The 14573-nt window shown below is 70.2% G+C and carries 18 protein-coding genes and 1 pseudogene; 10 read left to right on the top strand and 9 right to left on the bottom strand.

The features are described 5' to 3' along the window. Positions 1 to 33 precede the first annotated feature (33 nt). The gene (locus IF88_RS0136005) at positions 34 to 312 is read left to right on the top strand and encodes a GlsB/YeaQ/YmgE family stress response membrane protein (protein WP_030389541.1); all 279 of its coding nucleotides are present in this window, start codon (positions 34 to 36) and stop codon (positions 310 to 312) included. A gap of 99 nt (positions 313 to 411) precedes the next feature. Here the strand turns inward: IF88_RS0136005 and IF88_RS0136000 are convergent, their stop codons facing one another. After that, positions 412 to 825 carry a TraR/DksA family transcriptional regulator gene (locus IF88_RS0136000; RefSeq protein ID WP_051838157.1) on the bottom strand — a complete coding sequence of 138 codons (414 nt, stop codon included), beginning with the start codon at positions 823 to 825 and terminating at the stop codon, positions 412 to 414. A 267-nt stretch (positions 826 to 1092) separates the two neighbouring features. On the opposite strand from IF88_RS0136000, the gene IF88_RS0135995 reads away from it, so the two are divergent. After that, the gene (locus IF88_RS0135995) at positions 1093 to 1632 is read left to right on the top strand and encodes a DinB family protein (protein WP_051838155.1); all 540 of its coding nucleotides are present in this window, start codon (positions 1093 to 1095) and stop codon (positions 1630 to 1632) included. 14 nt (positions 1633 to 1646) lie between these two features. Here the strand turns inward: IF88_RS0135995 and IF88_RS0135990 are convergent, their stop codons facing one another. From IF88_RS0135990 to IF88_RS0135970, 4 genes are all read right to left on the bottom strand, one after another. After that, a complete protein-coding gene (locus IF88_RS0135990; RefSeq protein WP_234323822.1) occupies positions 1647 to 2075 on the bottom strand; it encodes an ATP-binding protein in 429 nt (142 codons plus the stop codon). A gap of 315 nt (positions 2076 to 2390) precedes the next feature. Continuing rightward, positions 2391 to 3305, bottom strand: a complete 915-nt coding sequence (locus tag IF88_RS0135985) for a SigB/SigF/SigG family RNA polymerase sigma factor (RefSeq protein WP_030722599.1) — start codon at positions 3303 to 3305, stop codon at positions 2391 to 2393. A gap of 788 nt (positions 3306 to 4093) precedes the next feature. Further along, the gene (locus tag IF88_RS0135975; protein ID WP_078893364.1) at positions 4094 to 5254 is read right to left on the bottom strand and encodes an FUSC family protein; all 1161 of its coding nucleotides are present in this window, start codon (positions 5252 to 5254) and stop codon (positions 4094 to 4096) included. Positions 5255 to 5321: 67 nt separating this feature from the next. Beyond that, positions 5322 to 5726, bottom strand: coding sequence for a DUF1622 domain-containing protein (locus IF88_RS0135970; protein WP_030722593.1), 405 nt, complete (start codon positions 5724 to 5726; stop codon positions 5322 to 5324). A gap of 139 nt (positions 5727 to 5865) precedes the next feature. Here IF88_RS0135970 and IF88_RS0135965 point away from each other — a divergent pair, with 139 nt between their 5' ends. The 5 genes from IF88_RS0135965 to IF88_RS46040 all read left to right on the top strand — a co-directional run bounded on the left by IF88_RS0135965 (position 5866) and on the right by IF88_RS46040 (position 8597). Continuing rightward, a complete protein-coding gene (locus IF88_RS0135965) occupies positions 5866 to 6852 on the top strand; it encodes a magnesium and cobalt transport protein CorA (RefSeq protein WP_234323821.1) in 987 nt (328 codons plus the stop codon). A 172-nt stretch (positions 6853 to 7024) separates the two neighbouring features. Next, the gene (locus IF88_RS0135960; protein WP_030722587.1) at positions 7025 to 7438 is read left to right on the top strand and encodes a phage holin family protein; all 414 of its coding nucleotides are present in this window, start codon (positions 7025 to 7027) and stop codon (positions 7436 to 7438) included. After that, positions 7435 to 7923, top strand: coding sequence for a DUF3618 domain-containing protein (locus IF88_RS0135955; protein ID WP_030722584.1), 489 nt, complete (start codon positions 7435 to 7437; stop codon positions 7921 to 7923). The genes IF88_RS0135960 and IF88_RS0135955 overlap by 4 nt, the downstream gene beginning before the upstream one ends. After that, complete coding sequence (locus IF88_RS0135950) at positions 7920 to 8186, top strand: DUF4235 domain-containing protein (protein WP_030722581.1); 267 nt, start codon at positions 7920 to 7922, stop codon at positions 8184 to 8186. Before IF88_RS0135955 ends, IF88_RS0135950 begins: the two co-directional genes overlap by 4 nt. Before the next feature lie 90 nt (positions 8187 to 8276). Beyond that, positions 8277 to 8597 (top strand): hypothetical protein, encoded by a 321-nt coding sequence (locus IF88_RS46040; protein ID WP_030722577.1) that lies wholly within the window; start codon positions 8277 to 8279, stop codon positions 8595 to 8597. A gap of 112 nt (positions 8598 to 8709) precedes the next feature. Here IF88_RS46040 and IF88_RS0135940 read toward each other — a convergent pair whose 3' ends face one another. The 3 genes from IF88_RS0135940 to IF88_RS0135925 all read right to left on the bottom strand — a co-directional run bounded on the left by IF88_RS0135940 (position 8710) and on the right by IF88_RS0135925 (position 12224). Further along, positions 8710 to 9984, bottom strand: a complete 1275-nt coding sequence (locus IF88_RS0135940) for a cation:proton antiporter (RefSeq protein ID WP_030722574.1) — start codon at positions 9982 to 9984, stop codon at positions 8710 to 8712. A gap of 601 nt (positions 9985 to 10585) precedes the next feature. Beyond that, on the bottom strand, positions 10586 to 11131 hold the full coding sequence (locus IF88_RS0135930; RefSeq protein WP_030722568.1) for a type 1 glutamine amidotransferase domain-containing protein: 546 nt from the start codon (positions 11129 to 11131) through the stop codon (positions 10586 to 10588). Between the two features lie 292 nt (positions 11132 to 11423). Continuing rightward, entirely contained in the window at positions 11424 to 12224 is an 801-nt protein-coding gene (locus IF88_RS0135925; RefSeq protein WP_030722564.1) for an SDR family NAD(P)-dependent oxidoreductase, read from the bottom strand. Between the two features lie 268 nt (positions 12225 to 12492). Between IF88_RS0135925 and IF88_RS48700 the strand changes: the two are divergent. After that, positions 12493 to 12606: pseudogene (locus IF88_RS48700) on the top strand (DUF6480 family protein); the annotation flags it as partial. A gap of 124 nt (positions 12607 to 12730) precedes the next feature. Continuing rightward, complete coding sequence (locus tag IF88_RS0135920) at positions 12731 to 13708, top strand: AraC family transcriptional regulator (RefSeq protein ID WP_063754895.1); 978 nt, start codon at positions 12731 to 12733, stop codon at positions 13706 to 13708. A gap of 58 nt (positions 13709 to 13766) precedes the next feature. On the opposite strand, the gene IF88_RS0135915 is transcribed toward IF88_RS0135920, so the two are convergent. Then, positions 13767 to 14150, bottom strand: a complete 384-nt coding sequence (locus IF88_RS0135915) for a hypothetical protein (protein WP_158754792.1) — start codon at positions 14148 to 14150, stop codon at positions 13767 to 13769. Positions 14151 to 14341: 191 nt separating this feature from the next. On the opposite strand from IF88_RS0135915, the gene IF88_RS41420 reads away from it, so the two are divergent. Further along, positions 14342 to 14573 (top strand): hypothetical protein (locus IF88_RS41420; protein ID WP_037808318.1); only part of this gene is annotated, 232 nt, incomplete at its 3' end.

The following is a 14573-nucleotide window of genomic DNA, read 5'->3' as shown; positions in this document are numbered from 1 at the left end:
CGCCGGGCCTTTCCATCGAGGTAGGAGAAGCGCATGGGCATCATTGCCTGGATTTTGATCGGACTGCTCGCGGGCTTCATCGCGAAGGCGCTGATGCCCGGCAAGGACCCGGGCGGGATCATCATTACGATGCTCATCGGCATCGCGGGCGGCCTGCTCGGCGGCTGGCTCGGCAAGGTCATCTTCGGCGTCGACTCCATCGACGGTTTCTTCGACCTCTCCACCTGGATCGCCGCCATCATCGGCTCCGTCATCCTCCTCGCCGTCTACCGACTCGTCACCGGCAACCGGCGCCACCACCGTCACGCCTGAGCGACCCAGCCCCCGACAGAAACGGCTCCCCCTCCTTCCGAGGGCGGAGCCGTTCCGCTGCCCCTGGCCGGGGGCTCGCACGCCTCGGACGGGCCGACGTCAGGCGGGGCCCGTCAACCGGTGAGGGGCGGTCCGGGCGCAGCGGATGCAGGTGGTCGCTGCCGGACGGATCTCCAAGCGCTCGGGCGGAATCGTCTCGCCGCAGACTTCGCACCGCCCGTACTCGTGCCGTTCGAGCCGTTCCAGTGCACGGTCCAGTTCTTCCAGGTGCTCGCGTGCCCGCGCCATCAGGGCGGCGACGTGCGCCCGCTCGAAGGCGGTGCTGGCCCCCTCGGGGTCGTGCTCGTCGTCTACCGCGACCAGGGCGTTCGCCGCGACGATCCCGTCGAAGTCGCGGCCGAGCGCGGCCGCCCGCGCGACGGTGTCGGCGCGGTCGGCCGCAATGCGTGCGCGGGCGGCCTCGAAATCGGCCGGGCCCTGCTCGTCATGGCCGTACCGGGATGCGTTACCCACCTACATGACAACGCCGGCCCGCGGTCCTCCGATTCCCCCGGCACGCGTTCACGCACGGAGCAGAACGGCTGGTTCGGCGTTCCCCCATGATCTGTCCCTGCCACGGATCCGCGAGCGCCCAGTGCGAAGTTCCGGCGGATCCTGCCGGGCGTCCCATCGGTGCTGAATCGCTCTGGTGACCCGCCGGACAAGGAGCTGGGTGGAGCGGGTTGGGTCCGTCGAGAAATACGCTCGACATCGTCGCGGTGATCGGGGACGCTTCGCGCGATGGCCAGAATCGACGACACGCCGCCCGCGTGGGACGAGCGCACCCAGCTCACCACGTTTCTCGACTACACACGTGACACCGCCCGCGCCAAGTGCGCCGGCGTCTGCGCAGAGAACGCCCGCAAGGCGCTCCTGCCGGGCTCACCGCTGATGACCGTGAGCGGAGTGATCAACCACCTCCGCTGGGTCGAGTACTACTGGTTCCAGGTGGTCTTCCTCGGCGAGGAAGACCAGGGGCCCTGGACCGAGGAGGACCCCGACCGCGAGATGCGGATCGCCGTCGACTTCCCACTGACGCAGTTGCTCGACGAATACGCCGAACAGAGCGCTCGCTACCGCGAACTGGTCGCCGGGAAGCGCCTGGACGACAAGGCCCGGCGAGCCGTCCGCAACGGCCTCCACGTCGACCTGCGCTGGATCCTCCTCCACCTCACCGAGGAGACGGCCCGCCACAACGGCCACCTGGACATCCTGCGCGAGATGCTCGACGGCACGACAGGCCGGGGTCAGGCTGCCGGGACCTCGGCAGATGAGGCTTGAACCCGGCGCACTCCTCAGGCGTTGATGCCGTGCTCCAGCCGGGAAGCCTCGATCTCAGCCCATACGGCCTTCCCGGTCTCGTACATGTGTGCGCCCCAACGATCGGACAGGCGCTCCACTATGTACAGACCGCGGCCGCCCGGCATCCCGCGTTGGGGCGCCGGGTGGCGGACGGGAGGGGTGGTCGTGCCGTCGTGGACCTCGATGTGCAAGGCCGTTTCTTCGGCGGTCAGGACCAGTTCGTGGCAGCCGTTCGCATGCAGTGAAGCGTTGGTCAGCAGTTCCGACACGACGAGGAGGACGTCCTCGGAGGTCTCGGTCTTGTCCCAGCCCCAGTCCCGGAGTGCTTGGCGGGTGAAGTCGCGGCCCTTGGCAACGGCCCCCGGAACGCCCACGAGGGCGAGCCGTCGGCGCTGCCTCCTGGAGGGAAGGCCAACGCTCATCGGACCGCTCGCCTCCGGTTCCTTGGTCTCCACTGTGATCCCACCCCCGTGTTCACCCACGGCCTCTGCTCCCGGCACCGGGCCCATGCCACGATAGCGGCCGGCGTCATGAGGCGGTCGGATGCCCGTGGGTGGGGCGGGAAGCCTCGCCGTGGTCGTGACAGTGTAGGGGACCCCTCGTCTCAGGGCGTTGCTTTGTGAAGCCGCACTGTGAAGCTGCCGGCGGTGCTGCGGAGCTCGACCAGATCGCAGAATCGGTGGGTCGACCTCGGACCGCGGCACCGCGTTCCCCGGTAGGGACGTCATCAGTCGCCCCTACCCGGCGAGCATGCCGGCGCGAAGCCGGGCGAGAGTTCGGGACAGGAGGCGGGAGACCTGCATCTGGGAGATGCCCAATTCGGCGCCGATCTCGGCCTGGGTCTTCTCCTGGCCGAAGCGCATCCGCAGGATCAGCCGGTCGCGCTCGTCCAGCTGTTGCAGCAGTGGTGCGAGGGTGTGGAAGTCCTCGAAGAGTTCCATGGCGGGGTCGACATCGCCGACGAGCTCGGCCAGTGGCCGAGTGGTACGGCTCGTCGGGGACGATACGTCGCTCTCCGCGGCGGCGGTGTCGAGGGAGCCGCTCGTGTAGCCGTTCGCGGCGATGAGTCCGTCGATGACCTCTTCCTCGGTCAGTTCGAGGTGCCCGGCGACCTCCTTGACCGTCGGGGCCCGGCCCAGGACGTCGGTGAGTGCCTCCTGGGCTTGGGCGAGCTCGCTACGCAGTTCCTGGAGTCGGCGGGGGACGTGCACGGCCCAGGTGGTGTCGCGGAAGTGACGCTTTATCTCACCGATGATGTAGGGGAGGGCGAGGGTGGAGAATTCGACCTCGCGGTCGAGGTCGTAGCGGTCGATCGCCTTGATGAGGCCGATGGTTCCCACCTGGATGATGTCGTCCATGTCGAGTCCGCCGCCGAGCACGCGGGCGCGGAAGCGGCGTGCGGCGAACTGCACGAGGGAGACGTTCATCTCGATCAGTGTGTTGCGCGTGTACTGGTACTCGCGCGTGCCCTCCTCCAGCGTGCGCAGTCTCCGGAAGAAGACACGCGACAGCTCGCGTGCGTCGCCGGGCGCCATTTCGCGGGCGTTGTCCACTCGGACCGTTTCCGGCTCCTCCGTGGGCAACCCCGGGGTACCTGTGACTTGCGCTTCCCTTGCCCGAACGGGGCCCATCATGGTGGCCGAGCGAGACATGACGACCTTCCCTCCCAGTTGACCGACGGCTGTCCGCCCCTTCTGCCCAGGCTTTGCGGCTCTATGCACTGATCTGTCGTGGCGGGTGGCGCGCAGCAGGACACGGGGGCGGAAGCGCGCGTCTGATCAGGCGGGCGTGGAGGAGGGCGCTGAGGCCGGCGGAGTCGCAGAAGGTAGCGCTTGCGTGCGAGCGGCGGGTCGTCGGTCAGGAGGTGGCCGGAGTCGGGTCAAGCAAGGGTCGGCGCGTATGGATGCAAAACGGATCAGAAGTGATCGTGGGAATGCGCATGCGGCGCAGGAGATCCCGGGCGGTGCGCCTCGTCGCCGTGGTGCGCCAGGCAGTCCTGGGGTGGCGGGAGCGTAGGTGCGAAAGCGCCCGGGTGCCCAGGCCGGCGCGGTGGAAGCGCTGGTCGATGATGACCGCGGTGATGACGCCCCGGGCGCAGTCCTGGCAGATCCGGTAGTGAACCTGGCCGACGACCTGACGGACGTGGACGAGCAGCAGGCATTCCTCGCCCGGGCCCGAGGCCTCCGGGATGTGTGCGGACAGGAATTCGACTGCCCGGTACGCCAGTATCCGGCGGCGGAACCGGCCGCTTATCCGGCTTCGGCGCGAGTGTTTGGCGCCGTCATGGCCGGGCGGGGGCGCTTTGGCTGCGGGTGCCGGGCCGAATGGTTTGCTCGTGGGACGTGCATGTCGTCCGTACATGACCGCTCGTGTTCCCAGACCACGAAGCGATACGCGCTGCCAGGGCGTTCCGGCCGTGCCGGCACCCCGGCGGCATCGGTCAGGATTTCGGGGTGAGGTCTTGGCGGCCCGAGCGGAGCTCGGCCAGAACACGGCCGATGTCGGTGAGAAGGGTTCCCTGAAGGGTGTGCACCACCGGTGCGGCGTCGGTGGCTGCGCGCTCCTGCCGTTCGACGCGGTCGAGTTCTGCCGTCGCGTCGTCGATCAGGTCGTCCAGCTGTCCGGAGTCGGTGAGGGAAACCTGGCCGATCTTCTGCATCGCGGTGGCCGCCCTTCGCAGCAGCGAGCTGGAGGCGGTTCGGAAGGACTCCGGCAGGTTCTCGATTTCGCGGCTGTCCAGGGCGTAGTCGAGGGTGCGGGTCAGGGAGCGGAGGTGGTCCATCGTGCGTTCGGCGACGGTGACGGCGTCGCGGGCACGGGGCAGGGCGGCGTCGGCGCTGTCGACGGTGCGGCGAGGATGGAAGCGGCTGTTCTCGATCTCGGTGTCGATGGTCTTCCGGATGCGTTCGCAGGAGGCGGCGAGTTTGCGCCAGTCGCGTCGCCAGTGGCGGATGCGCTGGGTGTCGGCGTCGTTTCCTTCGAGGATCTCGGCCAGGTCGTCGAGGCGTCGGCTCATCGCGGCGTAGAGGTCGGCGACGGCCTGCTGCCGGTGGTGGACGTGGCGGGCGGGCGCGAGGAGGAGGTGGGCGGTGAGGCCGCAGAGCGCACCGACGGCAACCGACGCGGCCAGGTGGCCGATGTAATCGATGCGTCCCTGGCCGGAGGAGAACGCGAAGAAGCCGATGATGGCGACCTGGGTGCCCTGCTGGCCGAACCGCTCGCTCCTTCCCAGGAAGAGCGCGATCAGGGTGAGGAGTCCGAACGTCCACCCGTGAATCCCCGCCACGGCCGCCAGGGAGGCTGCGAGTGCGGCTCCCGCCGCCATCGCCAGCAGGTACTGGACGCACTCGCGCACCGAGCGGTACACCGTGGCCTGCAGGGCGACCAGCGCGGTGAACGGTGCGAACGTGGAAACGGTCGGCGGGAGCAGGTAGCGGGCGATCACCCACGCGGCCATGGCGGCGACCACGGACTTGATGACCAGGATCAGATCGTCCCGCTCGCTTCCAGGACCATGTGCGGCACGCCGCAGGTATTCGATCTTTCCCGTGACAGCAGCCCGCACTCGGCTGCGTACTTCGTCCCGTGTGGGTGTGGGCACAGTGATCACCTCGCAAGCCCGTGTTCCCCGCCGACCGGTGTCAAACACCGGTGGCGGAGCGCAATGGTCAGGAGGCTACGGTCCGCTGCACCGGCTCCTTCTGGTCGGCTTCGATCTCGGCGCGCTCCTGCGCGATCTCGCGGGTGAGGAAGAAGTTCAGGATGGTGCGGATGGCGGCGATGGCCGCCAGCTGGCCGATCTCGGTGAAGCTGGGGGCGACCGCCGTGCGCAGGACGTCGCCCGCCAGTTGGAATTCCAGTCCCAGGACGAGGAAGCGGCCCAGGCTGAGGCGGATCTTGTTGAACTCGACGATGAGGGAGCGTCTGCGCAGGCCGGTCGTGGCGAACCGGGCGAAGGCCCAGACGGCGCCCGCGAAGATGATCAGCGCGCCGCCCGCCTCGATGACGTGCACCAGCCATCCGATCAGCTCCCGCACCCCGGACTCGGACAACAGTTCACTCGACGCGTTCATGGGGTTGCTCCTTACCCGCGTCCGCGCGCCTACACGAGCTGCTCCGGTGTCTCCCGCCACACGGCGCCCGCAGAACGAGAACCGGCTGCGGGCGCATGAAACGGGGCTGGTGAAGCATGCGCGGGAGATGGAATGTGTCATGTACGACCAGGTCTCGGGCCGGTCGGAGCGCGTGGAGTGCGAGCTGCCGGACGACGCCTGTCAGTCTGTCCTCAAGCGGCTGCGGGGCTTGGGCGACGGTGAGTTCGCGTGGGTCCGACTGGCAGGCCCCTCGGAAGGCGAACTGGCCCAGCTGGCCGAGGAACTGGGCCTTCACCCGTTGGCCGTCGAGGACGCGCTCCACGGGCGACAGCGTCCGAAGCGCGAGCGATACGGCGACGTCCTGGCGGTCGCGCTGAAGACCCTCCGGTACGTGGAAGAAGAAGCGGCAGTGGAGACCGGCGACGTCATGATCTTCGTCGGACCCCGCAGCGTTCTCACCGTGAGCCACGGAACGATCGATCCCTGCACCGAGGCCGCCCGCCGGCTGGACGCCGATCCGGACATGCTGAGCCATGGCCCCTGGGCTGTGCTGCACGCCGTGCTGGACGTCACCGTCGATGCGTACAGCGACGCCGCCCGAAGCGTGCGCGCCACGCTCAACCGGCTCGAGGACGAGGTGTTCTCGACCTCCCGCGTCGACCACACCGGGAGCATCTACTCCCTCAAGCGGGAGGTACGCGAGTTCCGTGACGCTGTGCAGCCGCTCGTTCCGGTGGTCCAAGGCCTCCTGCCCGGCGGCCCGGGTGAGGAGAACCACCAGCCGAAGATCGCACCGTACATCCGTGACGTCGCCGATCACCTTCACCGCACGGACATCGAGGTGCGGACCCTGGACGAACTGCTGGACTCGGTCCTCGGCGCGCAGCAGGCCCGCGTGGGCACCTGGCAGAACGACGACATGCGACGCATTTCCGCGTGGGCGGCGATCTTCGCGATTCCCACGATGGTCGCCGGCGTCTACGGCATGAACTTCGAGCACATGCCGGAACTCGGCTGGACCTACGGCTACCCGCTCGCCGTCGGTCTCATGGCGCTCGCGGCAGGCGCCCTCTACCGTGCCTTCCGCCGCAACGGCTGGCTGTAGCAGCCGGCGCCGCCGGGCCCCGATGGAGACGACGATCGCGGGGGTACCGGCCACGAGCGGGTCGCTGGCAAGCCGCCTTTCGTACAACGCCGGTTGCCGCGCGGGTGACGGTGCGGTTGCGGGGTAGTCGCGTCGTGACGACGAACGCGAAGAAGGGCAAGGTGTCCGCACCATGACCACGGTAGAGCGGCAGTCCCACGCCGCCGACGAATCGGTGGGCGTCCTGGTTTCACGCGCCTCGCAACAGATGTCCGAGCTGGTGCGCGAAGAGATGCAGCTGGCCCGGGCGGAGATGACGCAGAAGAGCAAGCGCTACGGGAAGGGCGGCGGCCTCTTCGGCGCCGCAGGAATCGCCGGCATCCTGGCACTTCAGGCGCTGGTGGCAACCTGCATCGCCGCTCTCGCGCTGGTTCTTCCCGTGTGGGCGTCCGCCGTCATCATCACCGCGGTCCTGGGGATCGTGGCGGGCGGGACTGCCCTGGCCGGAAAGAAGCAGATCGCCCGGGCCGGTATCCCGGCTCCCGAGCAGACCATTGACAGCGTCAAGGCCGATCTGGCCGAGATCAAGGAGAAGGCACACCGATGAACGACGACGCCCGAACCAACATCGGCACCCCCGCCCCCACCCCTGGCAACTCCGGCTCGGCGGAACTACGCGATCAGGTCGAGCGCACCCGCGACGAGCTGGGACAGACCGTCGAGGCCCTCGCTGCGAAGGCCGACATCAAGGCCCAGGCGAAGGAGAAGACGGCCGCCGTCAAGGACCAGGCCGCCGAGAAGGCAGTGCTGGTCTCCGACCAGATCCGCGAGAAGGCGGGTGCCGCCGCCCAGCTGGTGAAGGACAAGACCCCCGACCCGCTCCTGGAGAAGACCGCGCAGGCCGCAGCCCAGGTACGGGAGAGTGCGGCCAAGGCGGGCCAGTACGCGGCGGACAAGACGCCCGACCCGCTCCTGGAGAAGGCCGGTCAGGCGGCGACGGCTGCACGCGCCAACCGCACCCCGCTCCTGGTGGCCGGAGCCGCCGTAGTCGTCCTCCTGCTGGTCCGCCGCAGCCGGGGACGTCGCCGATGAAGACATCCAAGATCGCCTACAAGCCCGTCGGGCTGGCCCTGGGCGCCCTCAGCGGCTTGATCGCAGGCGCCGCCTTCAAGCAGGCGTGGAAGACCATTGAGGGAGAGGGCGACGCTCCCGACGCCACCGACGAGGACCGGAGCTGGAAGCAGATCCTGCTCGCCGCAGCCATCCAGGGTGCGATCTTCGCCGTGGTGAAGGCCTCGGTCGACAGGTCAGGGGCTGTGGCCGTACGGCGTCTGACGGGCAGCTGGCCGGGCTGACCAGCCGCGGTGCCGGCCACTCTCCCCGAGCCGGCCGGCACCGCCCCCACCACACCCTTTGCCGACAACGTTCCTCTCATGGAGGAAGTCATGGCCGTGCAACACGGTCTGCAGGTCCTGGCCGCCGTGGCCGCGGCAGCCGTCACCACCGGCGTCCTCACGGGGCGTTGGTGGCGCACTCGCGCACGACGCCACAGCGGGCACGGCGCCGACGCCGCCCGCGCGCCATGGAGCCGGGCCACATCCTCCGGGGCCGGCGCGGTTCACGACCGCGGGGTCGGCCCGCACGCCGCCTTCCTCGACCTGCCGGGCAATCAAGCGTTGCGGACAGCCGACGCGCACCTCGAGCGGTACTGGGCGAGCATCGCCCCGCTCTACCCGCGCTCGGACACGGGCCGCGCCCAGAACTGACAGGGACGGCCTGGCTCCGGGCCCGGAAGCCCCGCCCGATCGACGACTGATCTCGCCGTGCGGTACGCCCGCGGACCGAGCACGCGAGGAGACCATCGGTGCTCGGCTCTTCTCATCCCTCCGGGGCCGAGCGGTCGAGCCGGGCCGTAACGGGTGTCGCCGCGATGCCGTGCAGGAGTACTGAGAGCAACACGGTGAACGTCACCACGGCCCACAGCTCGCGCGCGGGCGCGGCGAACTCGGCTTCGCCCAATGCGTAGGCAAGATAGAAGAACGATCCGATGCCCCGGATGCCGAACACCGCGATGATCATGCGCTCTTTCCCCGTGGCACTGCCCCGCATTTGGACGGCCCAGCCGACGGCCGGGCGGATCAGCAGGAACAGCACGAGCCCCAGGACGGCTCCACGCCAGGTCAGTGCGGCGAGGCCACCGTCGGCGATGAAGCCGCCGACGAGGAAGAGGATGACGGCCGTGAGGAGCCGTTCGACCTGATCGGTGAAGGCGTGCATGACGCGGTGGTACCGATGGGCGCGCTCTGCGTTGCGGATCGTGCAGGCCGCGACGAACACAGCGAGGAAACCGTAGCCGTGGAGGAGTTCGGTCAGCCCGTAGGCCGTGAAGGTCGCGGCGAGCGCGACGAAGCCCTCGCGGTGTTCGGAGAGCCGCAGCGCCTTCCAGGAGGCCTGGAAGAACATCCAGCCGAGGAGCCGTCCGACGCCGAGCCCCACCGCCAATCCCACCACGCTGCGCACCAGGATGTCGCTCCACACCCAGTGCCAGAGCCCATCCGTGGACCAACCCGTCGCCGAGGCCGTGGTCAGCGCGATGGCCGCCAGGACGAAGGGGAAGGCCAGACCGTCGTTGAGCCCTGCCTCGCTGGTGAGCGCGAAGCGAACCTCGTCCTCATCGTCGTCCTCGTCCGTCGGCTCACCCACGCGTACTTCTGCGGCCAATACCGGGTCCGTGGGAGCGAGGGCAGCCGCCACAAGCAGGGCCACGGCCGGCGGCCACCCCACCAACCAGCCCGCCACGGCCGCGGTGAGCAGGATCGTCAGGGGCATGGCCAAGCCCAGCAGCCGCCACGTCGTCGACCAGGCACGCCGGCCCGGAGGCCTGTTGATGGCCAGTCCGGCGCCCATCAACGCGACCACGACGCAGACCTCGGTGAGATGCTCCACCAGGCTCCGGTGCCGGACGGGATCGAGTGCCGGGAGCGCGTCGAGCGGCAGCAGAAAAACCAGGAAACCCGCCGCCAGAAACACCATGGGCAAGGACAGGGGCCGCTTCGCCAGGGCAGTCGGAAGCACCGCCGCGCACAACGCCCCCAGGCCCGCGCAGGCGTACACCACGTCGATCCCCGTCCAACCCAGCAAGCCGATCACCATTCCCGTACGAGACCCTGTGGGGACCGCCTACCCGATCTTGCAGCGGGCAGCCTCGACATATCTCTGCTGCTTCGGTGCGCGGTGATCGCCGGCAGCTCGGGAGGATCCATGGGGATGGCGGAGGAGGTAGCCGTCCACGGTGCCGTGCCGGCCCCCTCGCGGTGCTCCAGGCAGCCGTACGTCCTGGTGGTCCGGGCCCCTGGCCGGCCGGGCGCGTTCCTGGCTGCACCACCGGGCGTTGGTCGCGTACGGCACCCGCACCGTGACCGGGCCGACACCCGGCCCGGTGCACAGGTGGTCCGCACGCTCGACGTCTCCAGGCCCTGCGGGTGGGTCGTCGACCTGCGCAAGGACAGCGGGGGAGCGACCTGGCCCGAGCTCGACGTTCTGGCGCCGTTGCCGGGTGATGGCCGCCACGGCGCCTTCGTGGACGCCGATGGCAACCAGAGCGCACGGGAGCCACCCCGTGACGACCGGCACGGCCCGTCCTGGCCATGTCGGCTGACGCCCGCGCTTCACCGTGCTCCGGCGCGGGACGGCCTCGCGCGGGAGTTCGCCGAGGCGACACCGCAGCCCTCGCTCCAGGACGGGCGCTGTGCCGTCACGCCTGCGCGGCGAGGGTGAACTCCTTCACGAGCGTGGCGCAGAAGGCGTCGAGGTCGTCGGGTTTGCGGCTGGTGACGAGCGTCGCCGGAGCCGCGCGGCAGACCTGGACTTCCTCGTCGACCCAGGTGCCTCCCGCGTTGCGGATGTCGGTCGCCAGGCTGGGCCACGAGGTCAGCGTCCTGCCGCGTACGACGTCGGCTTCGACCAGGGTCCAGGGCGCGTGGCAGATCGCCGCGACGGGCTTGCCCGCATCGAAGAAGCTCCGGACGAACCCGACGGCGCGTTCGTTCATGCGCAGGGCGTCCGGATTGGCGACACCGCCCGGCAGCACGAGTGCGTCGAAGGCGTCCGAGGTGTCGCCGGCCAGCAGGTGGTCGACGGGGTAGGTGTTCGCCTTGTCGAGGTGGTTGAACGCCTGCACCCGTCCGGGCTCGGTCGATACGAGCTGCGGGACCCAGCCGGCCGTCTCGACGGCCTTCCAGGGCACGGTGAGCTCGACCTCCTCCACACCCTCCGGGGCGGTCAGAAACGCGATGCGCATGTCGCTCACTCCCTTCGTCGGGGTGTCGGTCACCCCGGTGGACCGCCGCTGCCGCGTCGGCGCAGGCGCGGCGGTTGTCGCGCCGGCTCGGGCCCGGCGTGCGACTCGGTCCCTGCGCGCCTTCCCCTGCCGCCGGTCCTGAACCGGAGCGCGGCAGATCCGCGGCCGAGTGTCGGCGGCGCCCGGCCGGTCCGTCGGACGAGCAGGTGCGGGCGGCTGAGGGTTCCGACGACAGGTCCACTACGGCGCGGCGCGTAGAAGGTCCACGGGCGGCGTCCCACGTCCCCGACTCTCAGAGGTGGCTCCGGCTACCGCCCGGTTCGGCCAGTCGGCGGTGCAGGGTCGCCTTCGCGCGTACGGGGAGGGCGTGCGCGGCCAGCTCCTGCGCTCGGGTGTGCAGCGAGCCCGCCACCACCTGGGCGCGGCCGGAGACCAAGGCCTCGTACGCCTGTCGGGCCACGAAGGCGGGATCCTCCTTGCGGGAACGCCCGAGCCGCGTGCTGAGCAGACCCGACCGTACGAAGAACCGCGTGTGCGGGGGCCCGGGCATCAGGACGGTGACCGTGACACCCGAACCGCGGAGCTCGGTGCGCAGCGCCAAGCCGAAGGAGCGCAGGAACGTCGTGGAGGCGTTGTACACCGCGTGATACGGACCGGGAACCTGCGTCGCGACCGAGGACGTGATGAGGAGCCGCCCCTCGCCCTGCGCCACCAGATCCTCCAGCAGCCGCCGGCACAGATGGACCGTTGCGGTGATGTTGAGATCGATCACGCGGGTCAGTCCGGCGAGGTCGGCGTCCAGGAAGGCGCCGCCGTGGCCGATCCCGGCATTGAGCACCACGGTGCGTACGGGCCGCCGCAGGGCCCGCGCCTGCCGGACGAGGGTCTCGGCGCCCGCATACGTGGCGAGGTCCGTCTGGACCGCCCGGACCTCCACCCCGTGAACCTCCAGACGGGCGGCCGCGTCCTCGATCGAGTGCTCCTCGGCGGCGATGACCAGGTCGTGACCGTGGACCGCGGCCTCCGTTGCCAGCTCGAAGCCGATACCGCTGGAGGCGCCGGTGACGACGGCCAGCGGACGCAAAGCGTTCATACGCGGCGCCTACCCTCACCGGTACGGCCTACGCCCGGCCAGGACGGGGGCCCTCGGCGGCCCGGGCTTTGCTCGGGCGCCGTGCCCCGGGCCCCTCGGATTCGGTCTGGCCGGGCGGTCCGGGGGACTGGCCCGCGAGGGGGTGGGACAGCCCCGGCCGACCTGCCGGAAGGCTGGGCCCGGCTTTCGTGGCGAGGAGGCAGACATGTCTGCACATGGTCCAGACCCAGGCACGTGAAACGCGCCCCGGCGGTACGGCGGCGGCGTACCGCCGGGCGAGACCCCGCCCAGAGAGTCGAGCACCGGCTCCGGGGTGGGTCCGTACCGCCTCCTCAACCGCGGCTGGGCCAAGGGCCCCCTCGTGGCGATCTGCCTGGTCGCCCAGGCCTGCGCCCCGGGGAGGACGCCTGGACGTACACCTGCACCCGTTCCGCGACGTACGCTGGGGCCCGCACTGCTCGCCGTGCCGCCCGTGCCGCGCTCGCTGCCGAAGGAGGTCCCTCACCATGCCTCTTCAGCCGTACGCGGACCCACCCGGCGTCAGGAGCGTTCGGACCACCGACGTGGACGTCGCCCGCGACTGGCTGAAGGCGGCGTACGGAACGAGCCTGCGCATGAAGGCACCCGCCCCGCACAGCTCCTTCTGGTACACCCGCACCGCCGCCGGTCCCGTGTCGCTCAGCACCCTGTCCTTGCCGACGGACTACGCCTACACCACTGACCCCCTGGGAGCGGTGGCCATCACGCACGTGGTCAGCGGCCGCATGGCCCGGGAGTGCGCGGACGACGTCACCGAAGCCGGGCCCGGCGACGTCCTGGCGATCTCGCAACCGCACCTTCCCTACGCGGGCCGCGTGCAAGCGGCCGAGCTGCGCGCCGTGACCATCCCGCTCGCCCTGCTCGAACAGCTCGCGGGCCGCATGCCCGGACGGTCCGCACGCCCGTTACGCCTCACCCGCTTCACTCCGGCCTCCGACGCCCTCGCCACCCAGTGGAAGAGGACCGTCAACTACGTCGAGGAGAGCGTCCTGGCCCTGCCGGGGGAGAGCGAACCCCTGATGATCGACGCCTTCGCCAGGATGCTCGCCGCGACCGTCCTCGTCGCCTTCCCCAGTAACGCCCGCCCCGAGCCCGTGCTCGCGGACACCCGGGACGCGACGCCGGAGACCGTCCGCCGGGCGGTCGCCTTCATCGAGGCGGAGCCGGATGCCGAAATCGGCCTGGGCGAGATGGCCGCAGCAGCCGGTGTCACCCCGAGGGCGCTCCAGTACGCCTTCCGACGCCACCTCGGGACGACTCCGACGGCCTACCTGCGCCGCGTACGGCTGGCTCTCGCCCATGCCGACCTGCTCGCGGCGGATCCGTCGCGCGACACGGTGACTGCCATCGCCCAGCGGTGGGGCTTCCACCACCAGGGACGCTTCTCGGCCGCCTACCGCGCCGCCTACGGAGGTCCTCCCCGGCGCACGCTGGCCCAGTCCTGACCGGGGACGACAGGCCAGCCGCAGTGCCACAGTCCTGTGCGGCGTGCGGCCCCTTGGCCTACGGGCCCGCCTCGTCGCCCGCCGGTGACGCCGTCCCGGGCCAGACGGCCACGAGATGATTCCCGCGGGTGGCGACATCGAGGCCCGCTTCGCGCAGAATCAGCGCGAGGGCGGTCTGGAGCGCCTTGTGCAGGCCGGCCAGGGAAGTGAACCGGGAGAGGTCCTCTTTGTGCCCGTGGACTTGAACGGTCGGCCGCAGCACCTCCCGTGCGACCCACCCCACCATGACCCCCTCCGGAGCCGTCCACACGCGCAGGCCGTCACCCCGCTCCGACGCCGTGTCGAAACCGGCCCGGGTGAGGATGCGCCGCACCCGTTCGCAATGGTCGTCGGTTCCATCCTCGGGAGGTTCGGAGGTCGGTGCGGCCGATGTGGATGGCATGTACCTACTTCAGCGACCCGACGGCGCATGCGAAAGCCGCTGTGCGAAGAGATCCTCACGAGTCGAGCCGGAAAACGAAGCCGGCAGCCGTGCCCGTGCGGGCGGGGGCAGGCGGGGCGGGTGTCCTCAGCCGGCCAGGGCGAGGAGCCTCCGGTAAGCGCGCCGTCTCGGCCGCGATTGTCGGGGGAGGCGTGCTGCTGCCCACCAGTGCATTCGCCGCGCCGGCCAAGCCGCAGGTCGGCGAGTCGGTCACGCTGGTTGCCGACCATGCGAAGAGCGGTCATGAGAGCAAGGGCAAGAAGGACAACCAAGGCCACGGCAAGGGCAAGAAGCACGGCAAGAAGAACCAGGGCAAGAAGCACGGCAAGATCAAGGACGTCAAGAACATGCCGGGCTGCAAGTTCTACCAGGGCACCGTCTACT

This window comes from Streptomyces sp. NRRL F-2580, from assembly GCF_000720115.1.
GTDB lineage: Bacteria > Actinomycetota > Actinomycetes > Streptomycetales > Streptomycetaceae > Streptomyces.
Note: the sequence above shows the minus strand (reverse complement) of the source record. Positions and strands in the feature narration are given on the sequence as shown.